Origin of the sequence: Corallococcus interemptor (assembly GCF_003668875.1) — a bacterium.
Lineage (GTDB): Bacteria > Myxococcota > Myxococcia > Myxococcales > Myxococcaceae > Corallococcus > Corallococcus interemptor.
In genome coordinates, this window is record NZ_RAWM01000015.1 from 1 (window position 1) to 26941 (window position 26941).

Annotated in this window: 26 protein-coding genes; 13 read left to right on the forward strand and 13 right to left on the reverse strand. The window is 69.9% G+C overall.

Going from position 1 to position 26941, the window contains the following annotated elements:
• Positions 1–145 precede the first annotated feature (145 nt).
• Genes D7X96_RS08015 through D7X96_RS08025 form a run of 3 tightly spaced genes read right to left on the reverse strand, consistent with a single transcriptional unit; the run spans position 146 to position 2686 of the window.
• Positions 146–1198 (reverse strand): alpha/beta hydrolase-fold protein, encoded by a 1053-nt coding sequence (locus tag D7X96_RS08015; RefSeq protein WP_121769395.1) that lies wholly within the window; start codon positions 1196–1198, stop codon positions 146–148.
• On the reverse strand, positions 1191–2123 hold the full coding sequence (locus D7X96_RS08020; protein WP_120546088.1) for a TIGR01777 family oxidoreductase: 933 nt from the start codon (positions 2121–2123) through the stop codon (positions 1191–1193). Before D7X96_RS08020 ends, D7X96_RS08015 begins: the two co-directional genes overlap by 8 nt.
• Positions 2120–2686 (reverse strand): TlpA family protein disulfide reductase, encoded by a 567-nt coding sequence (locus D7X96_RS08025; RefSeq protein WP_199747008.1) that lies wholly within the window; start codon positions 2684–2686, stop codon positions 2120–2122. Before D7X96_RS08025 ends, D7X96_RS08020 begins: the two co-directional genes overlap by 4 nt.
• Before the next feature lie 126 nt (positions 2687–2812).
• Between D7X96_RS08025 and D7X96_RS08030 the strand changes: the two genes are divergently transcribed.
• From D7X96_RS08030 to D7X96_RS08080, 11 genes are read left to right on the forward strand one after another with little or no spacing between them, the layout of a single operon-like run.
• Positions 2813–3901, forward strand: a complete 1089-nt coding sequence (locus D7X96_RS08030; RefSeq protein WP_120546086.1) for a polyprenyl synthetase family protein — start codon at positions 2813–2815, stop codon at positions 3899–3901.
• A gap of 10 nt (positions 3902–3911) precedes the next feature.
• Positions 3912–5450: a phytoene desaturase family protein gene (locus tag D7X96_RS08035; protein WP_121769396.1), complete on the forward strand. Its 1539-nt coding sequence runs from the start codon at positions 3912–3914 to the stop codon at positions 5448–5450.
• Entirely contained in the window at positions 5447–6487 is a 1041-nt protein-coding gene (locus tag D7X96_RS08040) for a phytoene/squalene synthase family protein (RefSeq protein WP_121725159.1), read from the forward strand. Before D7X96_RS08035 ends, D7X96_RS08040 begins: the two co-directional genes overlap by 4 nt.
• Positions 6484–7935, forward strand: coding sequence for a phytoene desaturase family protein (locus tag D7X96_RS08045; protein ID WP_120546083.1), 1452 nt, complete (start codon positions 6484–6486; stop codon positions 7933–7935). Before D7X96_RS08040 ends, D7X96_RS08045 begins: the two co-directional genes overlap by 4 nt.
• Complete coding sequence (locus D7X96_RS08050) at positions 7932–8891, forward strand: carotenoid 1,2-hydratase family protein (RefSeq protein WP_121769397.1); 960 nt, start codon at positions 7932–7934, stop codon at positions 8889–8891. The genes D7X96_RS08045 and D7X96_RS08050 overlap by 4 nt, the downstream gene beginning before the upstream one ends.
• A complete protein-coding gene (locus tag D7X96_RS08055; protein ID WP_120546081.1) occupies positions 8888–10006 on the forward strand; it encodes a glycosyltransferase family 2 protein in 1119 nt (372 codons plus the stop codon). Before D7X96_RS08050 ends, D7X96_RS08055 begins: the two co-directional genes overlap by 4 nt.
• Positions 10003–10380: a lycopene cyclase domain-containing protein gene (locus D7X96_RS08060; protein WP_120546080.1), complete on the forward strand. Its 378-nt coding sequence runs from the start codon at positions 10003–10005 to the stop codon at positions 10378–10380. The genes D7X96_RS08055 and D7X96_RS08060 overlap by 4 nt, the downstream gene beginning before the upstream one ends.
• Positions 10377–10724: a lycopene cyclase domain-containing protein gene (locus D7X96_RS08065; RefSeq protein ID WP_120546079.1), complete on the forward strand. Its 348-nt coding sequence runs from the start codon at positions 10377–10379 to the stop codon at positions 10722–10724. Before D7X96_RS08060 ends, D7X96_RS08065 begins: the two co-directional genes overlap by 4 nt.
• Entirely contained in the window at positions 10721–11398 is a 678-nt protein-coding gene (locus tag D7X96_RS08070) for a lysophospholipid acyltransferase family protein (protein WP_120546078.1), read from the forward strand. Before D7X96_RS08065 ends, D7X96_RS08070 begins: the two co-directional genes overlap by 4 nt.
• Positions 11395–12255 carry a MerR family transcriptional regulator gene (locus D7X96_RS08075; protein WP_121769398.1) on the forward strand — a complete coding sequence of 287 codons (861 nt, stop codon included), beginning with the start codon at positions 11395–11397 and terminating at the stop codon, positions 12253–12255. Before D7X96_RS08070 ends, D7X96_RS08075 begins: the two co-directional genes overlap by 4 nt.
• A complete protein-coding gene (locus tag D7X96_RS08080; RefSeq protein WP_121769399.1) occupies positions 12252–13148 on the forward strand; it encodes a MerR family transcriptional regulator in 897 nt (298 codons plus the stop codon). Before D7X96_RS08075 ends, D7X96_RS08080 begins: the two co-directional genes overlap by 4 nt.
• A 7-nt stretch (positions 13149–13155) precedes the next feature.
• Here the strand turns inward: D7X96_RS08080 and D7X96_RS08085 are convergent, their stop codons facing one another.
• From D7X96_RS08085 to D7X96_RS08115, 7 genes are all read right to left on the reverse strand, one after another.
• Positions 13156–13506: a DUF2019 domain-containing protein gene (locus tag D7X96_RS08085; RefSeq protein ID WP_121769400.1), complete on the reverse strand. Its 351-nt coding sequence runs from the start codon at positions 13504–13506 to the stop codon at positions 13156–13158.
• Between the two features lie 33 nt (positions 13507–13539).
• A complete protein-coding gene (locus D7X96_RS41740) occupies positions 13540–13914 on the reverse strand; it encodes a DUF2019 domain-containing protein (protein ID WP_147468261.1) in 375 nt (124 codons plus the stop codon).
• Between the two features lie 15 nt (positions 13915–13929).
• Positions 13930–14280 (reverse strand): DUF2019 domain-containing protein, encoded by a 351-nt coding sequence (locus tag D7X96_RS08095; protein ID WP_121769402.1) that lies wholly within the window; start codon positions 14278–14280, stop codon positions 13930–13932.
• Between the two features lie 49 nt (positions 14281–14329).
• Positions 14330–14920 (reverse strand): imm11 family protein, encoded by a 591-nt coding sequence (locus D7X96_RS08100; protein WP_199747262.1) that lies wholly within the window; start codon positions 14918–14920, stop codon positions 14330–14332.
• 3 nt (positions 14921–14923) lie between these two features.
• A complete protein-coding gene (locus tag D7X96_RS08105; protein ID WP_121769403.1) occupies positions 14924–16228 on the reverse strand; it encodes an AHH domain-containing protein in 1305 nt (434 codons plus the stop codon).
• A gap of 63 nt (positions 16229–16291) precedes the next feature.
• Positions 16292–17767: a DUF2252 domain-containing protein gene (locus D7X96_RS08110; RefSeq protein ID WP_121769404.1), complete on the reverse strand. Its 1476-nt coding sequence runs from the start codon at positions 17765–17767 to the stop codon at positions 16292–16294.
• A 122-nt stretch (positions 17768–17889) separates the two neighbouring features.
• Positions 17890–18762: an alpha/beta fold hydrolase gene (locus tag D7X96_RS08115; protein WP_121769405.1), complete on the reverse strand. Its 873-nt coding sequence runs from the start codon at positions 18760–18762 to the stop codon at positions 17890–17892.
• A 339-nt stretch (positions 18763–19101) separates the two neighbouring features.
• On the opposite strand from D7X96_RS08115, the gene D7X96_RS08120 reads away from it, so the two are divergent.
• Together D7X96_RS08120 and D7X96_RS08125 are read left to right on the forward strand one after the other, a co-directional pair.
• On the forward strand, positions 19102–19473 hold the full coding sequence (locus D7X96_RS08120) for a hypothetical protein (RefSeq protein WP_244219495.1): 372 nt from the start codon (positions 19102–19104) through the stop codon (positions 19471–19473).
• Between the two features lie 4 nt (positions 19474–19477).
• On the forward strand, positions 19478–19948 hold the full coding sequence (locus D7X96_RS08125) for an SMI1/KNR4 family protein (RefSeq protein ID WP_121721898.1): 471 nt from the start codon (positions 19478–19480) through the stop codon (positions 19946–19948).
• Between the two features lie 12 nt (positions 19949–19960).
• On the opposite strand, the gene D7X96_RS08130 is transcribed toward D7X96_RS08125, so the two are convergent.
• The 3 genes from D7X96_RS08130 to D7X96_RS08140 are packed head-to-tail and all read right to left on the reverse strand — an operon-like array spanning position 19961 to position 26770.
• Positions 19961–21313, reverse strand: coding sequence for a cytochrome P450 (locus tag D7X96_RS08130; RefSeq protein ID WP_121769407.1), 1353 nt, complete (start codon positions 21311–21313; stop codon positions 19961–19963).
• A gap of 39 nt (positions 21314–21352) precedes the next feature.
• Positions 21353–24865, reverse strand: a complete 3513-nt coding sequence (locus tag D7X96_RS08135) for a hypothetical protein (RefSeq protein WP_121769408.1) — start codon at positions 24863–24865, stop codon at positions 21353–21355.
• 42 nt (positions 24866–24907) lie between these two features.
• Complete coding sequence (locus D7X96_RS08140) at positions 24908–26770, reverse strand: hypothetical protein (RefSeq protein ID WP_121769409.1); 1863 nt, start codon at positions 26768–26770, stop codon at positions 24908–24910.
• Positions 26771–26941: the final 171 nt, after the last annotated feature.

A 26941-nucleotide genomic window follows, 5' to 3' on the forward strand; every position in this document is an offset into this window, starting at 1 on the left:
CGCCCCGCCTGGCTGCCCGCTCGCTGCGTCAGAGGCCCCTCCCAAACCTGGATCATCCGGCCTTGGCCGCCTTCCTCCCGGGCCAACCCCCTGATTCCTGGGGGCTTTCGTCCCGGGCGGAAATCCGGCACTTCGCCGCGACGCGTCACCCAGCGGTCGAGAAGATTTCTTCCAGAGCGGCCGGGAGGCTGGTCTGCCACGCGGGGTAATTATGGCCCCCGCTGTAGGGCCGGTAGGTGGCGCGGTGCCCGGCGGCCTGGAGGACGGGCAGGATGCGCTCGTTGCCGTCCTGGAGCCCTTCGAAGCGGCCGCAGTCCATCCAGACATGGAGGGGCGGCTGGCCCGCGCGGCGGGCCAGGTCGAAGACGACCATGTCGGTGCCCTCGATGGCGAAGGCGCCGGACTGGGACAGCACGCGGCCGAAGACGTGGGGCAGGCGCTGGGCCGCGTAGAGCGCCATGAGGCCGCCCAGCGACGAGCCCAGCACCGCGTGCGCGCCCGGCGTGCGCTGCTCGTCCACCAGGGACAGGTGCTCGCGGGCCAGGGGGAACACGCGCTGGTGGAGGAAGGCCACGGTGGCCTCGCTGCACGCGTACTCGGCGGTGCGGGCCGGGCCGCCGTTGGACACGAAGGCCATGGCCACCGGGCGCATGCGGCCCGCGGCGATGAGGTTGTCCACCACCGTGGGCAGCTGCACGCGCTTCAGGTAGTCGTCGCCGTCCAGCACCACCATCAGCGGCACGGGGCCCTTCACGGGCGGCGCGTAGAGGGACACCGCGCGCTTCCTCCCGACGACCCACTCGTGCGTCTCCAGCTGGTGGCGCGTCACGCGGCCCCTGGGCACGTTGCGCACGCGCTTGCCCAGCGGCGTGGCTTCGCCCCTGGGCATCCAGAAGCAGTGGTTGAAGCCGCCGAAGCCGTTGTCGGAGCGGCGCGGGTTGAGGACGTCGCGCACGCGCCGGCCCTTGGCGTCCTGGAGCGCGTATTCGACGTAGGCGTCCTCGGGCAGCGCCAGCGAGCGCGCCCACAGCCCCTTGCCCACGCGCTCCAGCGGCAGGGGCGTGCCGCGCCAGTCCTGGAAGTCTCCCTGGAGGAAGACGGGGCGGGGGCCCTTCCACACGAAGGTGGCGGTGTCTCCGTCGATGAGCGGCGTGCCCTCCTTGCGCGCGCGGGCTTCCAGCGTCCGGGTGTCATCCATGCGTGGCTCGCTCCACGGGAGGGGACAGCAGGTCTCGCAGCGCTCCGGTCAGGTCGGGGTAGCGGAACTGGAAGCCCGCCTCCAGCGCGCGCCGGGGCATCACCCGCTGGCCCTCCAGCGCCACGCGCGCCATCTCTCCGAAGCGCGCCTTGAGGACCAGCCCCGGCACCGTCAGCGCCGCGGGCCGCTCCAGCACCGCGCCCAGCGTGTGCGCGAAGGTCGCGTTGGTGACGGGCTCCGGCGACGTGGCGTTCACCGGGCCGGACAGGGTGGGGTGCTCCAGCGCGAAGCGCATCAGCCCGAAGAGGTCTTCCCTGTGGACCCAGCTGACGTACTGCTGGCCGTTGCCCACCTTCGCGCCCGCGCCCATCCGGAACACCGGCAGCATCCGGTGCAGTACGCCGCCCGCCGGGTGCAGCACCACGCCAATGCGCAGGCGCACCGTGCGGATGCCCGCTTCCTCCGCGCGCACGGACTCCCTCTCCCAGTCCTGGCACACGTGGGCGAGGAAGTCGTCGCCGGGCGGGTCCTCCTCCGTCAGCGTCTGCCCCGCGCGGTGGCCGCCGTAGAAGCCCACCGCCGACGCGCAGACGAAGTGCCGCACGCACCCGGCCTGCTTCATGGCCTCCACCAGCACGCGCGTGCCCTCCGCGCGGCTCTGATGGATGCGGTGCTTCGCCTCATGCGTCCAACGTTGGTCCACCGGCTCTCCGGCCAGGTGCACCACCCCCTCCGCCCCCGCGAGCGCGTCCGGGGACAGCGGGGTGCTCCCATCGAAGTAGGAGCCCGTCACCCCGGAGGGCAGCCGGCCCAGCGCGTGCTCCACGCTCCGGCTGAGCACGTGCACCGTGTGGCCGGCCTCCAACAAACCTTGAACAAGGCCTGGACCGAGGAAGCCGGTGGCACCGGTGCACGTCACCCTCACGGTGGGTCCCCCGCGACGCCGGCCGAGGTCGTCAGGTCCTGGCCCACCAGCTGGCTCAGGGCGACGAAGAAGCGCTCCTGCTCCTCCGGCTTCATGCGGCCGGAGTGGCGGTAGACGGGCGTGCCCTCCGCGTCCAGCAGCATCACCGTGGACGTCTTCGTGGGCAGCTTCAGGGGCGCCTGGCCCAGGGTGCCCTTCAGGTCCACCAGGATGGGCACGCCAGCCTTCTTCTCCTCGTCACGCACGTACGACAGGGCGATCTCCCGCGCGGGAAAGAAGTCGTATTTCTCCAGATTGGCCACGGCGACCACGAACGCACTTTGAAGAAGGCCGCGCTCCCGTCCCCGGGTGAACAGCTCCGTCTTCAAGGGGGCGTTGAGTGTCGTGGAGTCCTTGTCCTCGTAGAAGAGGATGACGGGTTTCCCACGCCAGCGCGCCAGTTGGATCCGGTCCCCGCTGGAGGTGCTTAACGTCGCGTCCACCGGCTCCGGTTCGGGGGAGGCGCCGCTCGCGCTCCCTGCCGCCAGGGTCACCGTCAACGCACCTGTGATCCACGCCTTCATCGGGAGCCTCCTGTGTACAAGGTTTTTACAAACCTTAGACATAGTCTTGACAATCTCTGGACGCAAACGCTACCTCTAGGTGCGAAGGCTGCCGCCGCCGTGCTCCCGACTTCGGAGATCCGCTGTATGGCCACCCTGCTTCCCAACGTGCAGCAGACCTCCGCCGGAGCCGCGCCCCCTGAGCACGCCTGGCTGCAGCTCGTGCAGGCGCAGGTGGAGTCCGCGCTCGCCCAGCTCTTCGAGCTGCCGGACGAGCAGGGCCTGGACGCACGTTGGACACAGGCGGCGGCGCAGGCCCGGGCCTATGCGCTGCGGCCGGCGAAGCGGCTGAGGCCGGCGCTGGTGCTGGCGGGGCACGGGCTGGCGCGCGGAAGCACCTCCGTGCCGCAGGGACTGTGGCGCTTCGCCGCGGGGCTGGAGCTGCTGCACACGTTCCTGCTCATCCACGACGACGTGGCGGATCAGGCGGAGCTGCGGCGGGGCGGGCCGGTGCTGCACCGGATGCTGGCCCCGGGCCGTCCGGGCGAGGACCTGGCGGTGGTGATGGGCGACCACCTCTTCGCGCGCTCGCTGGAGGCGATGCTGGAGTCCGGGCTGCCGGGCGCCTCGCGCGTGGCGCGCTACTACCTGGGCGTGTGCCGGCACACGGCGGCGGGGCAGTACCTGGACCTGGACCTGGCGCGCGTGCCGCTGGCGGAGGTGACGCTCTTCCAGACGCTGCGCGTGGCGCACCTCAAGACGGCGCGCTACGGCTTCTGCGCCCCGCTGGTGTGCGGCGCCATGCTGGGCGGCGCGGACGAGGCGCTGCAGCAGGGGCTGGAGCGGGTGGGGCGCTCGGTGGGGCTCGCGTACCAGCTGCGCGACGACCTCATTGGCCTGTTTGGCGACGCGGCCGTGGCGGGCAAGGCGTCCGACGGCGACTTCATGCAGGCCAAGCGCACCTTCCCGGTGGTGGCCGCGTACGTGCGCGCCACGCCCGAGGGCCGCGAGGAGCTGGAGCGGCTGTGGGCGCTGCCGGTGGAGTGCAAGGACGACGCGGCGCTGGCCCGCGCGCGGGAGCTGGTGGAGCACTTCGGCGGCCGGGCGGCGTGTGAGCGCGCGGTGGAGCGGGCGTCGCGCGCGGCGCGGCGGAGCCTGCAGACGCTGCCCAACCCCCATGGCCTGAGGGACCTGCTGGACGCCCTCATCACCCGGCTGTCGCGTCGCGCTTCCTGAGGACACCGTCATGAGCGCACAGGGCAAGCGGGTGGTGGTGGTGGGCGCGGGGGTGGGAGGACTGGCCGCGGCGGCGAGGCTCGCGCGGCAGGGCTTCGACGTCCAGGTCTTCGAGAAGACGCACGGCCCGGGAGGCCGCTGCAACCAGCTGAAGGTGGACGGCTTCACCTGGGACGTGGGCCCCACCGTCGTGCTGATGCCGGAGGTGTTCGAGGAGACCTTCCGCGCGCTGGGCCGCCGCATCGAGGACTACCTCACGCTGGTGCGGTGCGACCCGAACTACCGGGTGCACTTCCGCGACGGCTCCGACGTCACCTTCACGTCCGAGCTGTGCACCATGGGCCGCGAGCTGGAGCGCATCGAGCCGGGCTGCTTCCAGCGCTACCTGGCCTTCATGGCCCAGGGCCGCGAGCAGTACCGCATCAGCCTGGACCACTTCGTGGGCCGCAACTTCAACGGGGTGAGCGACTACTTCTCCCCGGGCGTGCTGGCCAGGATTTTCAAGGCGCGCGCGCACCGCCGCATGTACGCGGACGTCAGCCGCTTCTTCCAGGACGACCGGCTGCGCGCGGCGATGACGTTCCAGACCATGTACCTGGGCGTGTCTCCCTTTGAATCGCCCGCGGTGTATGGCCTGCTGCCCTTCACCGAGCTGGGCGTGGGCATCTGGTTCCCGAAGGGCGGCCTGTATGCCATTCCGCTCGCGCTGGAGCGGCTGGCGCGCGAGGAGGGCGTGACGCTGCACTACGGCCGCGCGGTGGAGCGCATCCTCACCGGGGGCGGGCGCACCACGGGCGTGCGGCTGGAAGGCGGCGAAGTGGTGTCCGCGGATGCCGTCCTGTGCAACGCGGACCTGCCGTACGCGTACGAGAAGCTGCTGGACCCGAAGGACGCGCCGTTCAAGCGCGGGGAGAAGCTCCGCTTCACGTCCAGCGGCTACATGCTCTACCTGGGCATGAAGAAGCAGGTGCCGGGCCTGCTGCATCACAACGTGATGTTCGGCCGGGACTACGCGGGCTCGTTCGACGACATCTTCCAGCGCTTCCGCGTGCCGGAGGACCCCAGCTTCTACATCAACGTGCCCACGCGCACGGATCCGTCGCTGGCGCCGGAGGGAAAGGACTCGCTCTACGTGCTGGTCCCGGTGCCGCATCAGCACGCGGAGCTGGACTGGAAGGTGGAGGGCCCCAAGGTGCGCGCGAAGGTGTTCCAGCGCATGGCGGAGCTGGGCCACCCGGACCTGGAGGCGGACATCGAGGTGGAGCGCGTGTTCACCCCGGATGACTGGGCGGGCACGTACAACCTGGCGCGCGGGAGCGCGTTCGGGCTGGCGCAGAACTTCTTCCAGATTGGCCCCTTCCGTCCGGCCAACGTGGACCCTCGCGTGAAGAACCTCTTCTTCGTCGGGGCCTCCACGCAGCCGGGCACGGGGCTGCCCACGGTGCTCATCTCCGCGCGGCTCGTCACCGAGCGGCTGACGGCGTGGGCGCGCAAGCAGGGCGTGACGCTGTCTCCGCGCGCGGGCGCTCCGGTGGAGGTGGCGGCATGAGCGTCACCGCCTCGCCAGCGCTGATTGAGCAGGGCTACCAGCGGGCCCGCGTCGTCACCCGCCACCACGCCAAGAGCTTCTTCTTCGCGTCGTATCTCCTCTTCGGGCAGCGGAAGAAGGCGGCCTTCGCGCTGTATGCCTTCTGCCGGCGGCTGGACGACCTGGTGGACGCGGGCGAGAGCGCGCTGCCGGGCGAGGCGCCCATGGACCTGGCGACGCGCCTGGCCCGGGCTCGCGAGCGCGTGGCGGAGGTGTACCTGCCGCTGCCGGAGCTGGCGTCGAAGGAGCTGGGCCCGCCGTCCGCGCGTCAGCCGTCCGCGGACGCGCCGTCGCCCTGGGACGTGAGCGAGTTCGCGGCGCTGCGCCACTCCATCCACCACTACCGGATTCCGGAGCAGCCCTTCCAGGACCTCATCTCCGGCATGGAGATGGACCTGACGAAGGTGCGCTACGACACGTGGGCGGAGCTGGACCTGTACTGCTACCGGGTCGCGGGTGTCGTCGGGTTGATGCTGACGCCGGTGCTGGGCTGCGAGGACGCCCGGGCGGTGGAGCCCGCGGCGGACCTGGGCCGCGCGATGCAGCTCACCAACATCCTGCGCGACGTGCGCGAGGATCTGGAGCGCGGCCGGGTGTACCTGCCCTCGGAGGAGCTGCGGGCCTTTGGCATCACCGGGGACGACCTTCGCGCGGGCCGGGTGGACGCGAAGTGGCGCGACTTCATGCGCTTCCAAATCCAGCGCGCGCGGGCGTACTACGCGCGGGCGGCGGCCGGCGTGCACTACCTCACCGGCTTTGGCAGCCAGCGCATGGTGCGGCTGATGGGCTCCATCTATGGCGACATCCTGCGCGACATCGAAGCGCGGGACTACGACGTGTTCAGTGGCCGCGCGCACACGACGACGGGTCGCAAGCTGGCGCTGACGGCGAAGGTGTTCCTGAACCCCCGCGCCGCGCTGCCGGAGGCCGCCATCGCGCTGCCTGCGTCACCCGCGCCGGTGCCGCTCTTGCCCACGGGCACGGGAGGCTCGCCGTGAAGACCTCTCGCGTGGCGGTGATTGGCGGAGGCATTGGAGGGCTGACGGCCGCGGGCCTGCTGGCGAAGGAGGGCCACGCGGTGACGCTGTTCGAGGGCGGCCCGTCGCTGGGGGGCAAGGCGCAGGCGGTGACGGTGGAGGGGCTCACGCTGGACACGGGGCCCACGCTGCTCACGTTGCCGGCGCTGGTGCGCGGCACCTTCGAGCAGCTGGACGCGCTGGACCTGTTGCCGCCGTTCACGGAGCTGGAGCCGCAGTGCACCTACCACTTCGCGGACGGGTGCGGCTTCACGGCGTACAAGGACCTGGAGCGCATGGCGGAGAGCGCGGCGGAGCTGCGCCCCGTGGAGCGCAAGGGCGTGCACTCCTTCTACGCGGAGGCCGCGGCCATCTGGCGCGCGGCGGGCGAGCCCTACCTGGAGGCCCCCTTCGAGGGCATGGCCGGCTTCATGACGCGCGTGGCCCGCCGGGGCATTGGCGCGATGCTGGCGGGGATGAAGCTGGACACGCTTCACCAGCTGGCGGCGAAGCACTTCCAGACCTACCACCTGCGGCAGTACGTGGGCCGCTTCGCCACCTACGCGGGCGGGTCTCCATACGCGTCCAGCGCGGCGTTCGCGCTCATCCCGCACATCGAGCATGCGTACGGTGTGCACCACGTGCGCGGTGGCATTGGCGCGCTGGTGGATGCGCTGGGGCAGGCGGTGCGGCGGCTGGGCGTGACGGTGCACCTGGACACGCGCGCCCGCTACGAGCGCATCGCCGGCGGCTACCGCGTGGAGCCCGTGGGCGAGGTGTTCGACAGCGTGGTGGTGAACGCGGATCCGCTGGCGTCGCTGCGCCGCGAATCGGAGCCGCTGTCGCTGTCCGGGTTCGTGCTGCTGCTGGAGGTCGAGGGACGCACGGCGGTGCCGCACCACACGGTGCTGTTCGGCGGGGACTACCGGAAGGAGTTCGATGAGCTCTTCGCGGGTCAGCTGGCCACGGACCCCACGGTGTACGTGTGCAACCCGTCCGCCACGGATTCGAGCATGGCGACGCCGGGCCGCACGGGGCTGTTCGTGATGGTGAACGCCCCGGCGATGCCGGTGGAGCAGGGCGCGGCGGAGCAGGCCCGGCGCGAGTGGGAGTCCGGAGCGGCGCGCGTGCGTGAGCAGATGTTCGAGAAGCTCCTGCGGTACTACCCGGCATTGAAGGGTCGCGTGCGGGTGGTGGGGCAGCGCTCGCCGGTGGACCTGGCGGCGCGCGGGGCTCCGGGCGGCTCCATCTACGGCTTCCTGCCGCACGGCCGCTTCGGTCCGTTCCGCAGGCCGCGCATCCGGGGCGGCACGCCGGGGCTGTTCTACGCGGGTGGTGGCACGCATCCGGGCGGCGGGGTGCCGCTGGTGATGCTGTCGGGCCGGTTCGCGGCGCGGATGGCGTCCGACCACCTGAGGGAGGGCGCATGAAGTCCGTGCTCGCGCAGAGTGTCCTGCCGGAGGTGGTGGAGTCGTGCGCGCTGCCCGCGCTGCCGGACGCGGCGGGGGCGTACCGCTGGTTCTACGCGGACGTGACCGCTGGCCCATACAGCGCGGTGTGCATCTTCATGCTGGGGTCGCTGTTCTCGCCGCGCTATTCCGTCGCGGCGCGGCGCGGAGGGCATCCGCTGGCGTACAGCGCGGTGAACTTCGCGCTCTACCATCAGGGTGTGCGCAAGTTGTGGGTGCTGAGCGAGTACCCGAGCGTGGACCTGCAGGGGCCGGGACGGCTGCGGATTGGCCGCTCCACGTTGACGCACGCGGTGGACGGCACGGTGCGCATGGACGTGGACGACGGCACGGCGCCGTGGGGCCGCCCGGTGCGCGCCAGCCTGACGCTGCGGCCGCTGACGGGGCGGGGCGCGGAGGTGCAGCTCATGCCGGGCCTGCCGCACTACTGGCAGCCCCTGGCGCCCCGGTCGGAGGCCCGGCTGGAGGTGTCCACGCTGGGCGTGACGGCGGAGGGCATGGGCTACCACGACACGAACCACGGCCAGGAGCTGCTGGGCGCGCGGCTGTCCGGCTGGCACTGGGCGCGCACGCACCACGCGAACCAGACGGTGGTGGACTACCACCTGCCGGACGGCGTGGCGCCGGTGCGCATGGTGGCGGGGGCGAACGGCGTGGTGTGCGAGCGCGGCCCGGCTCCGGAGACGCGTCCCACGAACCTGACGGGCTGGGGCCTGCGGGTCCCCGCGAGGCTGCACACGGGCAACGAGGTGGTGGGCGAGCCGCGCCTGCTGGAGTCGTCGCCCTTCTACGCGCGGCTGGAGTCGAGGCGGGACACGCTCGACACGATGGGCGAGGTGGCGGACTTCCGCCGCTTCCATTCCCCGTTCATCCGCTGGATGGCGCACTTCCGCACGCGCATGGGGAGGACGGCATGAACGCGCTCGGCTTCTTCACGCTCGGGTGGACGGTGATGGCCGGTGGCTTCAGCGCGGTGGCCCTGGCGCGGCTGCATCGCCGTGCGTCCGTGACGACGGGGGGCTCGCTGCCCTCCGTGCTGCTCCTGCGCCCCGTGGACGCACCGACGCCACTGGAGCTGGAGAACCTGGCGCGGACCATCGACTACGCGGGACCGCTGGAGCAGGTGGTGCTGTCTCCATACCGTCCTCGCCTGGCCGAGGGCGTGCGCTGGCTTCCGAGCGACCCCGTGTGCCCCAACCGGAAGGTCGGCCACCTGCTCTACGCACTGGAGACGCTGGACGTCCGGGGGCGCGTGGTGCTCGCGGTGGACGCGGACGTGGCGGTGACGGGCGCGCTGGTGGAGGGACTCGCCGCTCCGCTCGCGGCCGGTGCCGCCTTGAGCACCGCGGCTCCCACGCCCGTGGGCGCGGTGGACGCGGCCGGCCGCGCGATGGCGGGGCTGCTTCGCTACACGCACCACAGCTTCCGCGCGCTGCATGCGATGAGCGCGGGCGCGCAGGCCGTGTGTGGCAAGGCCCTGGGGCTGTCACCGCGCGCGGCGGAGGAGCTGGCCGGGCTGTCGGACCACATCGGCGAGGACCTGGAGCTGGCGAAGCGGCTGCACGCGCACGGCCTGGACGTGGCGCTGAGCCCCGCGCCCGCGTGGGTGCCCGTCGCGCACGGCACGTCCTGGCGCGTGCCGCTGGAGCGCTTCACGCGCTGGATGCAGGTGCTCGCGAGCCACCGGCCCGGCCTGTATCCCACCGTGCCGCTGCTCTTCACGCCCACCGTGCCGCTGCTGCTGCTGGCCGCGTGGCTCCATGAGGGCGCCGTATGGCTCGCGGTGGCGGCGCTCGTCGCCGTGCGCACGCTCTTGTCGCTGCGCCTCGCCGCGCTCAGCCGCGTGCCCGAGGAGACGGACACGGGCCACGCGCTGACGGACTGGTTGCAGGGGGAATTGCTGCTGCTCGCGGCCTTCGTGGCTTCGCTGACGCGGCAGGGACGGGTGACCTGGCGCGGCCATACCTACGCGCTGGAAGCCGGGGGACGCATGGTGCGCGTGACGCCGCAATGGAGTGGAGGCCCGGGATGACCTACGCGCGCTTCCTGGGCCTCTTCGTCGTGCTGCCCATCCTGTTCCTGCTCGTGCGCTACCGCCGCACGCTGTCGTGGCGGGGGCTGGCGCCCATGGGCCTCTTGCTCATCATCGTCTACGCGGCCACGTCGCCGTGGGACAACATGGCCGTGAAGTGGGGCCTGTGGGGCTTCGACCCGGAGCGCATCTGGGGCGTGAAGCTGGGCTGGCTGCCATTGGAGGAGTACCTCTTCTTCGGCCTCCAGACGCTGCTCGTGGGCCTGTGGGCGCGCGACCGGCTGGAGCGCGTGCTGGCCCGGAAGCCCGTGCTCCAGGAACAGAAGCCCGTCCCCGTGAAACGGACCCTGGGGCCTCGCGAGGTGTCGCCATGATGGAGACGCGCTGGGCGTACCTCATCCACCTGCTGGCGTGGACGCTGCCGGTCATCGCCCTCCAGCTGGCGGCGCTCGTGATGCACTACAAGTCCCGCTCGGGCGAGGTGCTGCGCGCGGTGCTGCCGCCCGCGTTCGTCATCGGCGTGTACCTGTCCATCGCGGACCACCTGGCCATCTCCACCGGCATCTGGAACTTCGGCGAGGGCCGCCACGTGGGCGTGTACATCGGCGCCGTTCCGCTGGAGGAGGTCCTCTTCTTCCTCATCACGAGTGTGCTGGTGTCGCTGGGGCTCGCGCTGTTCACGGCGCTCCTGCGGCGCAGGGAGGCCCGGGCGTCTTGATTCGCGCGGCCAAGGGTGGGCCCTTCGGGTGGGCGGTGGACCGGTACATCGGGTGGAAGGTCCGCTCGACGTTCCGCGGCCTGTGGGTGCGCGGCGAGCTGCCCTCCGACGGCGTGGGCCGGCTCGTCTACCTGAACCACTCCAACTGGTGGGACGGCTTCGTGCTGCACCAGCTCTGCCAGGTGGCGGGCTGGGACGGCTACTGCCTCATGGACGAGGACAACCTGCGCCGCTACCCCTTCCACACGAAGATGGGGGCCTTCAGCATCCGCAAGCAGGACGCGATGTCGTCCCTGTCCTCGCTGCGGTACGCGAAGGAGCTCTTGCGCAAGCCGGGCGCCGCAGTGTGTGTCTTTCCGGAGGGCGAGCACCGGCCCTTCGGCCAGCTGCCACTGAAGCTGGAGCGCGGCGTGGAGCTGCTGGCCCGCGCGGCGAAGGCGGAGTGCGTGCCCATCGCCATCCGCTACGCCTTCTTCGAGCACGAGCGGCCGGACGTCCTGCTGGAGGTGGGCACCGTCCACGAGGCCGGGCCGCTGGAGCGCTTCCAGGGCAACCTGGAGGCCCTGGTGCGGCGGGTGTCCGGGGCCACGAGCCTGGAGGGCTTCACGCAGAAGCTGGCGGGGGCGCGAGGCGTGGCGGAGCGCTGGGACCGCGCGCGAGGCCTGGCCCCATGAGCCTGCGCATCCGCACCATCGCCCGGCTCACCGGCATCCGCGAGGCCACGCTGCGCGCCTGGGAGCGGCGCCACGGCTTCCCGCGCCCGGAGCGCAGCGAGAACAACTACCGCGTGTATTCACGCGACGAGGTGGAGGCCGTCCGCCGGGTGGCGAAGCTCATCGAGGAGGGCCTGTCGGTGAGTGAGGCCATCGCCCAGGTGCGCGACGAGCCCCGGCCCTCCGTGTCTCCCCGGCTGCGAGGGGTGGAGCGCTTCTGGGCGGCGGTGATGGCGCTGGACGAGGAGGCCGCGGACGCGGCGCTCACCGAGGCCCTGGTGGGGCTTGACGCCCTTGCCTGTTGCGACACGGTCCTGGTCCCGCTGCTGCGGGAGATGGCCTCGCGCCTGGACGTGGCGCGCGAACACCTGGCCTCCGCGCTGGTGCGGCAGCGGCTGCGCATCCTGCTGGCGGGGATGGAGCGCGTGGGCGAGGGCCCCCGGGGGCTCCTGGCGTGCCCGTCGAAGGACCACCACGAAGGGGGGCTCCTGGCGCTGGGCGTGCATCTCAAGGCGCGGGGTTGGCGGGTGACGCTGCTGGGCGCGGACACGCCGTCAGAGGCGTTGCAGGGGGCGTGCATGCAGGTACGCCCGGACGTGGTGGCGCTGTCGTTCATCCGCCGCCGGGATGCGGAGGACTTCGTCGCGGTGTTGTCCGATGCGATGCACGCGTGCGCGCCGGCGCCGGTGGTGGTAGGCGGGCCCGGAGCGCGGGAGCACCTGAAGACGCTGTTCACCCTGGGCGCGCAGTACGCGGAGTCCGCGGAGGAGCTCATCGCCGTCTGGCAGCAGGCGCGGAACGCGCAGAACCGACCATGAAGCACTATCGCATCCACATCGCCGCGGAGCTGTCAGGCGTCCGCGTGGAGCTCATCCGGGCCTGGGAGCGCCGCTACGGGGTGCTCGCGCCGGAGCGCACGCCCGCGGGCTACCGCGTCTACACCGACCGGGACGTGGCCCTGCTCAAGCGGCTCAAGGCGCTGACGGACGAAGGCGTGTCCATCAGCGAGGCGGCGAAGCTGCTGCCCCAGCTGCGAGCGGAGATGGACGCGGCGCCGCTCCCGGTCCCCCAGGGCGCCGAGGAGCAGACGGGGTCGCAGCCGGAGGCGTGGCGCGCGGCGGTGATGGCCGCGGCGGAGGCCTATGATCAGCCCCGGGTCGCGAGGGTCCTGGACGAGGTGCTGGCGGCGCTGCCGCCGCTGAAGGCCTTCGAGGACGTGCTGGTGCCGGTGCAGCGCGAGGTGGGGGAGCGCTGGCACGCGGGGACGTTGACGGTCGCGCAGGAGCACCTGGTGACGCAGGTGGTGCGCGAGCGGCTGGTGAGCCTGCTGCACGGCGCGCCCCGGGGAGGGCGCAGGCACGCGGTGCTGGCGTGTTTCCCGGAGGAGGAGCACGAGATTGGCTTGCTGGGCGCTGCGCTGCGGCTGCGCCACTCGGGCGTGCGAGTGACGCTGTTGGGGCAGCGCGTGCCGGCGGAAGGTCTGGGCGAGATGGTGGCCCGGGCAAAGCCAGACGTGGTGGGCCTGTCGGCGGTGACGAACCGGGGCGCCACGGTGTTCGAGGACGTCCTCACGCGCATCCGGGATGCGCTGCCCAAGGGGATGTCCGTCTGGGTGGGAGGCCCCGCCGCGCAGTCGCACGCGGAAGTCTGCGAGCGCCTGGGCGTGAGGCTCTTCGCCCACGAGGACGACTGGACGCGGATGGCGGGCTGAGCGCCCGCTATTCCGGATCCAGGCTCCAGGCGCCTTCGTCCCAGCGTTTCAAGGTCTGCCCCGCCTTGAACGGCACGAGTCCTTCGCCTCGGGCCGCCTCCATCAAGACCTCGCGTGCCTCATGCGTCCGGTAGCGAAGCAGGTAGGCCGCGGCCATGACCCGCACATCCATCCTGGGATGCCGGAAGAGCACCGTGAGCGCTTCGCGGCCGGCATCCCCATGCGCCCGGAGTTGCTCGAAAGCGGAGATGTACTTCCTCGCGCGTCGGTTTCCGGCCTTCGCGTCGCCCTGCCAGATGGCATTGGTCTGGGCGGCGACGTTCTCCGCGAATTGACTGACAAGTACATGCAAGCTCACGCCGGCCCCTTTCCTGGTGCTCCCAAGACAGTTCTATTCAACCGGAGGAAGGGTTCCGTTCTTCCAAGCATCAAGAGTCATGGCAGCACTCACGCTAAGCAGCGTCGGCGGAGGTTCCGCCAACAGGGCACGCGCACATTCTGCCTCGCTGGGGGCAAATCCCAGGGCGGCCGTCGCGGCCCAATACCGCGTCCCAGGCTCCGGATCAGTCAGCAATACCAGCAGGCATTTCTCCGCATCGGGCCCACGGGTACGCAGTTCTTTCCTGACAGCTGCCGCGAGAAGGTAGTCCTTGTTGGCAGCCCGGGTGTCGCGCGCATTCAGCAAGCGCCCGTGCCTGGCTGAAACCTCGCGAAAGCGCGAAAGCAACTCCTCTGTCCCTAGCGCCTTGAGATCACGTGTCTTCATGCTCAAGCCGAACGCTTATCCCGGATCCAGGTCCCAGACTCCTTCGTCCCAGCCTTTCAACGTCTGTCGGGCGCCAAAGGCAACCAGTTCTTCGCCTCTTGCTGCCTCCTCCAGCACCGCTCTCGCTTCTGTCGTGCGGTAGCGGAGGAGGAAGGCCGCCGCCGTGGCCTTTACGTCCATCCTGGGATGTTTCAGGAGGACACATAGCGCCTCCCTTCCCGCGTTACCTTGGGCACGGAGTTCATCGAAAGCCGCGAGGTATCGGTCGCCATGCCTGTCTTCAGGAGCCGCGCCCACCTGGAAGATCGCGTCCGTCTGTGCCGCGACATTTTCTGCAAACTCCCTGACCAGGCCCTCCAGCGTCATCGCCAGGGTCCTTGGAGGCACTTCAGCCCTCTGGCCGTGGAGCGCTCATTCACGGTGTGCCCTGAGGCCCCGTCACGCGCTCGAAATTCACTCCCAGGTTCCCGACTTCCTCCAGCGCACGCTTCAACTCGGCCGATACGATGAGCGCGGAGGTATATCGTTGGATGCGAAAGATCCGGGCGCCTTCTGTCCTGGCAGGGTTGATACGCAGGCCGTAAATCGCGCGGTACGTTCCGGCTCTCTCGGGTGCAACTCCATCTGAAGGGTAGATTTGAACTTCCCTGGAGTTCTTTTCATCAACACAGCTGAAACATCTGGTTGCGTTGATGATGTAGAAGTCTCTGTTTTCCCCTTCAATTTTGATGGGGAATACCTGGATGTCGTCGGGCGCCAATCTTCGAAAGACATTTGCGGCCCGCTCATCTGCGATGGGGGTTCTTCCCGAATTCGCCACCGAGAAGGAGCGCCGCGGCCCTTCATGGAAGGGCCTGCTCTTGAGCGGCCCTGGATCTGGCAGGAGCCTTCCGTCCCCGAACATCCAGGGGTCGTCGAGTTCACCTCCAGATGCCGGAGCAGGCAGCTCCAGGGCCCACTGAGGAACGTCCGCAATCCCTATGTCGTAGAAATTCTCGTCGGTCATCCGCTAACCCTTTCCTGGCGCGATGAGGAGTCGTAGCTCGGAACCCGGCGTCAGCAGGTCATTCGCGATCTTCGCAAGTTCTTCGAGCAATCGCCCGCGGCAGACGTCTTTGCTCCTGCATTTTCCAAGCGCATCATTCAGCCTTCGCAGAACATCCTCGTGGTACTTGCTCGGATGTGGCCCCTGATGTCCACTCAGACGTATCTTGTTGGCGACATCGTCCAAGGACAGCCCAGCACGGGAGAAGATCTCCTCGCACACGGGTGTCCAAGGCCCTCCGGACGCAGAGGAGATTGAGTTCTTGTTCGTGCAGATGTGATGAACCGGCCCCTCGGCGTCACCTGGAATCTGGCCGTTCGAGTACATCGCGAGCGCCGCCGCTGCTCCAGGAGCCAACGCGACGTTGAGCACGCCAGCAGCAGGCAGCGCGATGGACGTCACACCCCCATTCAGCGCGGTCCCAAGCTGAAACCCTGCTTCAGCTTGTCCCCGGAGCGCGGCCTGGGGGAAGCCCGGGAGCTTGGGGCCCTGGGCCGCCATCGCGTTCCTTCCGCCGAGCGCCGCCGTGACGAGCAGCACCAGGACTCGCGTGCCGTTCGTGCCGAGCACCTTTCCGAACCGGTGGCCGATGTCCTGCAATTCGATGACGCTCGTCGCCGTCCCTGCATCGTCCCAGAGCCGCACGAAGCCCCGTCCCATCTCCCAGACCGGCACGATTCCCAGATAGGCCACCAGGGCGGCTGTCAGCGCCACGGCGATGACCTTGGTGACGGGCTCGGGCAGCGTCATCGTGAGAAGCACGCTCAGCGCGGCCGACGTCACCATGGCCTTGAGCGCCGCCGGGTTCAGCAGCTTGCCTAACTCCGCCTCGACGCTTTCCCAGACGCCATCGAGTGCGAAGGACAAGGCCATGAGCGTCCGGTCCTTGCGTGAGAACGGCAGCCCCGTCCCGCCCACCAGGGACAGGCAGTCCTCCGCCTCGGGGCAGAGGCGCGCGTACAAGGACTCAGGCGAACTCCGCGAACCGGAATCCGCCAGCCCCTCCGAGGAGGCGAGCAGCGTCCTGGAGCGCACCCACCCTCGCGCATCCGCCGCTTCCGTCTCACGGAAGGTCACGTCCATGCGCATGTCCAGGATGAGCCGCGTGAGGGCGGACCTGAACGCGTCCTCGCCCACCTGGACCGGGGCCGCCTCCACCGGCTCGTGGACGACCCGCTGCCCGCTCCCGGTATCGATGTGGACGACGCGACGGGTCGCGCACCCCGTCGCGAGCAGCAGCAACAGCGAGACAGCTCCGGCCAGCTTCATGACACCCTCAAGAGCAGGAGGCGCGGCATCCTGGCCTTGGGGGACGGTGACTTCAACGGCTCCTCAGTGCGTCAGCGCCTCCAGGGCCTTCGCCTGCGCGTCGATGAAGTGCCCGTAGTCCGACTCCACCTGATCCGAATAGGCACAGGCGAACTCGGTGACGGCTTCGTCGAAGTGGTCCTTGGTGCCCAGGTATCCGGCGATGAGCGCGGCGTCTCCGGTGCGCGCGTGGGCTCGGGCCAGGGTGGCGCCGCAGGCGTCCGCGTAGTCCTGGAACACCGGCGCCTCCATCTTCTCCGCGTCCAGCGAGCCCTTCATGTCACGCAGCTGGCGCACGTAGAAGGCACCCATGCCCTCCACCTCCGTCCAGCCGAGGAACAGGTCGGAGAAGGCCTGCATGCGCCGCTGCCCCACCACCACGCGCTCTCCCGCGCTGTGGAACTCGCTGGGGCCCAGGTAGGGCTCCAACACGGACGCCTTGGCCTCCTTGAGCTGCAACACCAGCGGATCCTCCCCGCCGTTGCCCTCGCACAGCACGACGTAGGCCTGCAGCCCCACGCTGCCCACGCCCACGACCTTGAAGCCCCACTCCTTGCGCTGGTAGCGCAGGCACAAGTCCCTCACCGCGCCGTCCAGCGACTCCAGGTAGCCCACCGTGAGCCGCTTGATGCGCCGCTCCAGCTCCGCCGGAGACACGTCCATCTTCACCGCGCTCAAGGGGAAGAGCAGGGGCGGCTGGTAGGCCAGGTGCCGCTGTCCGTTGCGCTCCACGGTGAGCTTCTCCACCGCGTGCGCGCTGGTGTGGCGCTTCGCCTTCTCCACCGCCTCCGCGGCGAGCTTCGCCGTGTCGTCGGAGTCGGAGTTCTTCAGCTCCTTCGCGTCCACGTGCAGCGACCAGACCTCCAGCAGGCTCCGGGTGGTCAGCTCGTGCATGGTGAGCCGGTAGGACTCCACGGCCTTGCGCGCGGCCTTCCTGCCGCAGCGGGCGCCCAGGCCGTTCTGCTTCGCGGCCACGACGAAGCTCGCGGCCAGTCGCTTCACGTCCCATTCGAAGGGCCCGGGCAGCGTCTCGTCGAAGTCGTTGAGGTCGAAGACGAGGTTGCGCTCGGGCGTGCCGAAGAGGCCGAAGTTGGCCAGGTGCGCGTCGCCGCAAATCTGGCTGCGCAGGCCGCTGTGCGGCGTGTGGGCCAGGTCGCGCGCCATGACGAAGGGCGTGCCGCGCAGGAAGGCGAACGGAGACTCCGACATGCGCTCATGTCGCACGGGCACCAGCCACGGCAGCCGCGTGGCGTCGGACTCCTTCAGCTGCGCGAGCGGATCCCTTCCCCGGAAGGCCTTCCACTTCGCGTGGCTGCTTCGGGGACAGCGCTTGCGAAACGCGCGGCCCGCCTCCATGCGCTCCTCCACGGAGCGGAAGTCCACGGCCTGCAGCCGCGAGGGCTTCAGCTTCCGGGGCGCGCGCCGCGTGCGCTGCTGTTTCTGGTTGGATACGAGGGGAACCTTCGCGGCTCCCAGCTCGGAAGTACCGTCCGCATCCATGGGGTGTGTGACTCCTCGCCTCAAAGGTGAGGCCGCCCCCTGGAAACGGGAAGCGTCCGGGGCTGGAAACTCCCCCGCCCCTGGAACCCTGGCCGGATGCAGTGTTCACCCGTAAGCGCGCTTCAGGCCGCGGCCAGCAGGTCCCGCAGGATGTCCCGCGCGCGCGTCCACAGCAGCGAGCCGCCCTCGTCCGGCAGGAAGTGGCGGACCGCGCGGGGAAAGCGCGTCGCGAGCAGCGCGCCTCCATCCGGCGAGTGCACCGGACTGGTGTCCTTCCCGCCGTACCAGAGCCGCACGGGCACGGGGATGGCTTCGGGCGGCACGGGCCACCGGCCCATGGCCAGCGTGAGGTCTCGCGCGTAGCCGCTGGCGCCTTGCGCGAAGCCCTCGCGCAGCGCCTGGCGATACGCGGACGCGAAGGCGGGCTCGCGGTAGCGGGCGCGGTCCTCCGGGCCGCTCATGCCGTCGACGAGCGCCCACATGCCGTCCGCGTCCGCGCGCGCCGCGAAGCCGGCCTCGATGCCCGCGCGGTCCGCCTCGATGGCGGCGACCATGCCCGCGACCTCCGGAGGCAGCAGGGCACGGGTCGCGGGGTGGGCGAGCTCGTCCTGGCCCGCCACGAGCGCCATCGCGGACACCCGTCCTGCCCCCGCCAGGGCCACCGCGAACGGAGCGCCCTGGGAGAAGCCCACCACGGCGGGCCGCGACAGGCGCAAGGACTCCAGCACCGCCGCGACGTCCGCCGTCCAGCGGGAGAAGTCCTTGAGCGGATCCGGCTGGGACAGGCCCAGCCCCGCACGGTCCACGCAGAGCAGCCGCACGCCCAGCTCGCGCACCGCCTCCGCGCCAAAGCCCAGCGAGCTGCTCGTCGCAGCTCCGGTGCAGAAGAGGACCGGCACGCCGTCGGGCGCGCCCCACTCCGTCCAACCCACCCGCCGCCCGTGCTCCCGCTCCAGGTGGCCACTGCGCTCCGGTTCCGTCAGGACAAGCGTCATGGGCGCAAGCCTGCGAAACGCCAGGGATGGAGTCCAGCCGGACATGACGCGGGCATCTGCTTCGTCCTCTGGGTAGAGTTCCGCTTCATGCAGCGCAAACTTGCAGCCCTCGCAGGAGCGCTGATCCTGACCGCATGCTCCGAAACGCCATTCCCTGTCTCCGCGACCCAGCCCGTCCGCAAATGGGTAGGGCCCCAGGTGAATGTGCCAGGCGGGGGCCAGTTCCGGACCGTCATCTACTATGGACCGTGGCAGTGCAGCTCTCAGCTCATGACCTACTGCCAGGAGAAGTGCGCCGGAAGTGGGCATGTGCTTCAGGGCTGTATGTGGTTGGCGGACGTGAAGATGGACTTCGCGGGCACCCTGGTCAGGGCTGGGAGCCGCTTTGGCATGGCGCACTGCTGCTGCAACTTCGGGACGCTCAGTTCGCGGCAGACGGAAGTCGCCCGGAGTCGTTGGAAGAACGGACGCGAGGGGTTCCGCGAACAGTGGGCGGAGCGCTTCGGGGCGTGGCCCACCGAGGCCAACGGGAAGCCCTTCGAGGGGCACCACATCCGCGACCTCTGGCATGGCGGCAATCCCACGGATTGGGACAACGTCCTCCCGTTCCCCAAGGACATCCACCAGGACCTCTTCGGTCTCTATAACCAGTGCTACGCGAACGAGCCTCCTTGGACCCAGGTGGGCCCGGACCATCCCTATGGAGAGTAGGCCCATGTCGATGAGGGAGATGCTCGAAGAGGTGTCACGCCTCCACCACGCGCGCCCGCCCGCGACGCCGGAGCAAATCGAAGCATTCGAGCGAAGCGTGGGATGGCGCTTGGATCCGGACCTGCGCGCCTTCTATCTGTACTGCGACGGTGCGGACCTGTTTGACCCGGTCGACCCTGCCTTCTCCTTCCTTCCCTTGAATCGGATTCGCCGGGCGCGAGTGGTAATGCGCAAGGACGACACCGACCGCGCGGGGCCCGCGTCCTGGTACACCATCGCTGAAGTGCAGGACAGCAACTACATCCTGCTCGACGTGGGGCAGCAGCAGGACGGCAGGTATCTCATCCGCGATGGCTACAACGAAGCGTTCCCGAACCCGGACTACTGCCGTGAAATCGCCAATTCGTTCTCCGAGTTTCTCGGCGGAGCGCTCCGCTCCAATGGGCGCTGGTTCTGGCTCCGCGAGGACGCGTAGGCGCCTCTGGCGCTAAACCGTCCGTGGCGTGAGCGGGATGCCGCCCTTCGGGCGCAGGGTGATGGCGGGCAGCACCTCCGGCGCGGGGCCTGGCGCGGCGTCGAAGTGGAAGCGCTGGAGCACCGTGGCCAGCACCAGGCGGAGCACCATCAGCGCGGAGCCCGCGCCAATGCAGAGCCGGGGACCTCCTCCGAAGGGACAGTACGCGAAGCGCGGGATGCGCCGCTCCAGCCCGTCCGCCCAGCGCTCGGGACGGAAGGCCTCCGGCTCCGGAAAGTGTCTCGCGTCCCGGTGCAGCGCCCACTGGGACCACGCGACCACCGTCCCGGCGGGCACGAGGACGCCGTCCATCCGGTCGTCTGCCTCCGCCACCCGGCTCATGCCCCACGCGGGCGGATACAGACGCAGCGACTCCTTCACCACCTGCTCGCAGTAGGGCAGTGAAGGCAGGTCTTCCACCGTGGGCTCGCGGCCTCCCAGCACCGTGGCCAGCTCCCTTCGCAGCGTGGCCTCCGCCTCCGGATGGCGCGCCAGCAACCACAGGCTGAGCGCCAGCGCGGCGGCCGTCGTCTCGTGCCCGGCGATCATCAATGTCAGACATTCATCGCGCAGCTGCGCGTCCGTCAGGTGCTCGCCGTCCTCGGCCTGCGCCTCCAGCATCAGGCCCAGCAGGTCCTCTCCCGGCGCTCCCTGCCTCCTGCGGCGCTCCACCACGTCGTCCACGACGGCGTGCAGGGTGCGCAGGGCGGCCTGGAACCGCCGCTGCCCGGGCGTGGGCAGCCAGGCTGGCAGCGGGAGGGGCGTGGCGAAGAGGAACTGGGCATGCAGCATCACCGCCTCCATGGCCCGCCCCAGCTCCCGCGCCTGCGCGGAGAGGTCCGCGCCGAAGAGCGTCCCGGCCACCACGTCCAGCGTCAGTGACATCATCTCCGGGTACGCGTCGAAGGACTCTCCTTCGCGCCGGGACGCCAGCCAGGTGTTCGCGGCCCGCACCGCCACGCGCCCGTGCGCGGCCAGCAGGTTCTTGTGGAAGGCCGGCTGCATCATCCGCCGCCGCCGCATCCAGAAGTCGCCGTGGCTGGTGAACAGGCCGTGGCCCACCACCGCCTCCAGGGCGCGCTTCTGGAAGGCGTCCTTCGGGTAGTTGCGGAAGTGCTTCACCAGCACGTGCTCGATGCCCTCCGACGTGTTGAGCAGGTAGACGTCCGTCCCCACGAAGCGCGTGCGCACCACCGCGCCCCGGTCCGCGTAGCGCAGGAAGAAGCCCAGCGGATCCTTGCGGTACTCCAGCCCCTGGCCCACCCACGGCAACCCCGAGGGAAGCCGGGGCGGAAGGACCGCGGAGTCAGAAGAGGCGGAGGGCATGCGGGGCGTGAGTGTAGCCGAGACGCCCTCCGTGACGGCTCACCAGGGCTGGAAGAGGGAGTGGTCTCCGCTGTCCTCGTCGTACTGGCCGAGGGTCGCGGCGGCCCACCGCAGGTAGTTGAGGAGGAAGGCCCAGGCCTCCGCGCCCGCGGCGACGGAGAGCGTCATCAGCCGGGGGGCCTCGGTGGGGATGAAGCCCGCGACGCCCTCGGCGACCATGCCGCCGAAGCTCAGCACGTTGGCGCCGAACTTCTCCGTGTCCCAGAAGTAGGAGTGGTACGGCACCTCGGGCGACTTCTCACGCGCCAGCTCCAGCACGTAGCTGGTGAGGGACAACACGAGGCCGCAGATGCCCGTGACCCCGAGCAGCCCGCTGTCCACCTTCTCCATTCCCCTCGCGAACCCCGTCGCCTCCGTGTCCGCCTTGCGGGTCCAGCTGCAGAGCGCCACGAGCCCCGTGGCCACGGCCTCCAGCGCGGTGAGGAACCACAGCATGCGGTCCAGGTCCTGCTGGGCCGGAGCCTCGTCGAAGGGGAAGGTCCCCGCCACCGTCACCCACGTCGCGGCGGTCTGGCCCGTGGCGAGCAGCCGCTTCGTGACAGGGCTCTTCGCTTCAATCCCTATCGCCAGGAGCAGCGTGTAGAGGATGGACGACACGGTGGACATCACTCCGCCCACGATGGAGTAGTGATACGCCTGCGGGCCAATCACGTTGCGCTCGATGGACGTCTTCGCCAGCACCAGCGTGGGGGAGGCCCGCCAGGGCAGCTGCTCCGGCTGGAGCCGGGCCTGCTGCTTCTGGGCCGGAGCCTCGTTGGGGAAGGGCGCCTCGCCGGTGAGCAGCTTGAAGACGATGGTGGCCGGGATGGCCACGAGCAGGGAGAGCGCACCCAGCATCGTCAGGGAGTCCTCACCCGTGAGCTTCTTGTACAGCCAGCTCAGCACCGGGATGTTGAACGGGCGCAGGAGCACCTCCTCCAGCAGCGCCTCGCTCACGTCGGCGATGATCTCACACATGCCCACGAGCAGGTCCCTCGCGGCGGCGAGCAGGGCCTTCGCCGCTTCGCCCGCCAGCACCTGGATGATGGAGTGCAGGCTGGCGGTGCCCTGCTGGAACAGCGTCTGGAGGTCCTTGCACAGCGACACCACGCTGGCTTCGACGTCCGACAGAATCTTCCCCACCGTCTGGATGAAGTCGGTGATGGCCTGCGCCACCGGCGTGCCGGACTCGTCGGACGTGCTGTCCGCGAAGCCGCCGTGGGACACCTGGTAGGTGGAGAAGGTCGCGCCCGGGCTGGTGGTGAGGCAGTCGTAGCCGGACTGCTGCTCCGGCGTCTCCGCCGCCTGCGTCTGGGACACCACCTGCTGTGTCGTCACGTCCGGCATGCCCAGGGCCTGCTGGCAGACGCCGTCCCACTTCGCGATGAGGTCGTCGAAGAACGTCGTGATGGACGCCTCCATGCCCTTCATGCGGCCCGCGAGCGCGCGGACCACGTCCTGGGTCATCGCCTCCATGGCGCGCTGGGTGGCCAGGATGTCATCCCAGGCGAAGAGGAAGCCCAGGAACGCGATGATGTCTTCAATCAGCACCTTCAGCTGCTGGAACAGCCAGCTGATGAGCTGGAGTGCTTCCTTGAGGGTCCGGATGACGAACGTCACCACCTGCTCGCCAATCTTCACGAAGAACTGGAGCAGCGTCTTCGTGCCGCTGACGATGGGCTGGATGACGTACTCGTAGACGGCGCCCGCGGCGCTCTTGAGCGCCTGGAGCACGTCTCCCGCCGCCGTCTCGATGGCGTTCGTCACGGTGCCCAGCACCTTGAAGGACGTCTGGGTCTTGGCCATCGCCGTCGGCGCCGTCGTGGCCGCCGGCTCCACGGGCGCCGCCGAGCCGTCCGAGGGCAGGCTGCCCATGTTGTCCATCAGCTGCTGGAGTGACGCCTGCACCTGCGCCACCAGGTCCGGGTCGGCACCGGGGGGCACCACGGGCGTGCCGTCCGGCTTCTTCCACTGGGACAGGTCCTGGCCCTTCAGCTTCGCGGCCAGGTTCGCGCGCAGCTCCGCGCTGGGGTCCGCCGTCACGTCCTGGGCAAGGAACGGCGCGCTGAAGCGGAACACGGGCGTGCCCACGTCGGACACCTTGTTGATGAGCGTCACGGTGCCGCTGGCGTCTGTCTTCACCTCCACGCGGGTGGAGGTGTCCAGGTCCGTCCAGTAGCCGTTCACCATCACGCGCGACCACTCGGAGGCGTTTACCTGCACCGCCTGGCCCGCCAGGGGCTTGCCCTGCGCGTCCGAGAAGCGCACCACCGTGGTGTAGCTGGGGAACTCCTGCCCGTTGGCCAGCGCGGGCAGCACCATGTCCGTGTTCTGCCAGGCCGTGGTGTCCGGGTCCTGCCACAGGTACGTGATGAGGCTGTTGTCCGTGGAGGTCACGAACAGCTCGCCCGTGGAGCGCTTCTGGTTGCGGCGCGGCGCCAGCCGGGCCACGTGCTCGCGCTGCTGGAGCGGCGCGGACCAGCCGCCCGTGGCGCCTACCGCGTTGTTCAATGTGAACAGCCGCTGGCTGCCGTCCACCGCCCACACGCTGACGCGCTGGGAGTCCTGCTGCGCCAGCACGGAGGTGACTCCGGGCAGCACGTCCGCGGACGCGATGGACAGCGCGGTGCTCTTCGCATTCTTCAGGCCGGAGGAGGGGAACCACGACAGCCCGTCACCGCCCACGTACAGCGCGCTCAGCCCCTGGTTCCGCCGGTCCTCCAGCGCCCACAGGCAGCGGGCCCCCGCGGGCGCCGTCACCGACAGCGAGTGCGTGGTGCTGGTGGCCGGGTCCAGGAGGCTGGTGAAGGTGAGGCACCGCTTGCCGGTGTTGTCGTCGTACAGCGACCAGGTGCCCCGGTAGGAGATGCCGGTGATGGAGGCGCGCGCCACCACCACGTCGTGCAGCGTCTGCATGTCCTTGGGCGGCGCCCAGTTCACCCATGCGTTCGCCGTGCTGCTCGTGGACGCGTCCACGAAGTAGCGGCCGGTGGTGCCGTTCGTGTTCTTCACCTCCGCCACCAGCAGCGGCGCCTCGCTGGCGCTGACGAAGTCACCCAGCAAGAGCCGCTGCACGGGCATGCCCGTGGGAGCGCCGTTGCGCTGGACCCACGCGGTGTTGAGCGTGTTCCACGGCGCCCCGTCCTGCGTGGGCGTGAGCGGCGGGGAGACGAACACGCGGCTGCCTCCCGCGCCGTCGTCCATGGCCACCGCGATGATGACCTGGCCCGAGGGGGCCTGGACCACCGCGTAGCCCTGCACGTCGTGGTTGGAGTCCGGGCTGAGCTCGACCTGGCGCCAGCCGGTCGTCACCGTGGTGTCGCGCAACATCACCCACAGCGTCTTGCGCGCGGTGTTCGCGGCGGACGCGCCCACGCTGAACACCAGCGGCGAGCCGCCGGTGTCCTCCGCGGAGGCGAGGGGATAGGCGGCGTCCACGGAGGTCGCGGCCAGGTAGTTGTACATCAGGCTGGAGGAGACGGTCGCCGAGGCAGTCTGGGAAGTCTGGGACATGATGGATGGATTCCTGGGAGGTCTTTGGGAGGGATTGACGCTTCAGCCGGGGAACGACACGTCCACCTGGACGGCGCCTTCCTTGTTGAAGACGAACTGGCTGTAGTCGTGCGCGGAGCCCGTGGGCAGCACGACGCAGTCCTCGACGTCCAGCGACATGGAGGCGTTGTCGCGGAAGGACGCGGCCAGGGCGTTGGCGAAGTCATTCGCCTTCTGCGTGATTTCGTCCTGCGGCGACGTGGAGGACCAGTTGAACAGCTTGTTGATGGCGTTGAAGACCCAGCCATCCAGGGTCTTGTCCACGTCCGGCGCCGGGGCCTTGCCCAGCACGATGCTCACGGACGTCACCAGCCTGCCGCCGTTGCCGGCCGCGATGGTGATGGTGCCCGTCCAGGGCTGCACGTAGGTGGCCTTGCCCAGCACGTCCTTCATGCCCAGGCCGATGAAGTCGAGCGGATACTGGCTGACCTCGATGTTCACCTGGAACTGACCCGACAGCGACAGCGTGCAGCGGTCCGTCTGCGTGAGGTTGGGCTGGACGGTGAAGACGATGCCCTCCGTGCCGGCCACGTACTGGTCGAAGCCGTTGTTCACCTGGACGAACTCGCCGCGTCCGCCGTTCTTGCTGGAGTTGTTCTTCGTGCCGACGCACTGGTACGTCAGCGGCGCCAGCCGGAGGGTGGAGGTGCCGGGGATGCCGGAGGCCCTCAGGATGGCGGGCAGCACCGTCGGCTTGAGGTAGCCCTCGCCCAGTGTGTCCTGGCTGAGGAACAGCCGCGCGCGGGCCTCCGCCGGGCTGCCGTCCGGGTTGGTGGTGGCGGCCAGCGGCGCGGTGAAGCCGAAGCGCGAGTTCCACGCCGGCTCCTTCCGGCCCCGGCTCATCATGCACACGTTGAGCGTGCTGAAGTTCCCGTTGGTGCTGTAGCGGGTCGTGCGCTCCTTCGCGAACGTGGGGACGATGCTCGCGGGTTTGCCCGGCGCCTGCGTCGTGTACGCCACGTCCATGTGGCCCACGCCGGCCAGCGTGGCCTGGAGCGCGCTCTGCGCGGCCTGGCTGAGCGCCACGGTCTGGTTGCTCGCGTTCACCACCTGGAGCGCGCGGAACAGCGACGGGTTGGCCAGGTCCAGGAAGAGCCGGTAGACGGAGTAGTTGAGCGACTGGAGCCCCTGGATGTGCTGCTTCGCCTCCGACGTGGCGGCCAGCGTGTTCGGGTCCGTCACCTGCGCCTGCGACAGGTCCAGCGACACGATGACCGTCATCCCCGACAGGTCCTGCGTCTTCGTCGCGCCGCCTTCCACGTACTGGAGGGTCGCGGTGGCGAAGGGCAGGTGCACGTCCAGGTGGGTCGTCTGGTCGTCGGGCACCGACACGGCCGGGTCGTTCATGGCCGTCACGCTGAGCTGCGCGCCGCCGCTGGCGGTCTGCGTGAAGGCGGACGGGATGAGCTGGTAGTAGCGCAGCGCGTGCAGCTGCTTGTTGATGAGCCCCACGGACAGCGCCCACACCAGGTCCCACTCGTGCGGCGCGCGCGGCTTGAAGTCCACCCGGTACGTGGTCGCGTGGTGGTCTCCGCTCTTGTCCGTCTGGGTGATGACCACCGGCGCGAGGCTGGAGTTGGTGGTGGCGGTGTAGTGCTCCTCGTGCGCCGGGCCGCTGGCGAAGTCCCAGTAGAAGGAGAGGGGCACCTGCTCGTTCCCCGTCTCCAGCGTGTACGTCACCGTGCCTTCAGGACCTGGGGAGACGGAGTTCTTCTGCTCGATCTTGAAGGTCGTGCTGGAGCCCGCCGCGATGCTGGTGGCGGGGGCGGATCCGCTGAGCGCGCCGTCCTTGTAGTCCGGGGTGCCCCGGTTATCGATGGGGCAGCCGGAGTTGTTCTGGATGGTGAGGGTCGTGGAGATCGTCATGGCAGGACCTGGCGGGTGGGGGACATGCGCCGTGAAACAGGACCTGCTTCACGGACACGCCTGCTCCAACTGCAAGGCCAGGACCAGACCGCAACCTCGCGTGATCACATCCAGGGCTCGCGCACGCCCGCGAAACTGCGTGCTGACTGGACGCGCCTGCGTCGTGCCGCG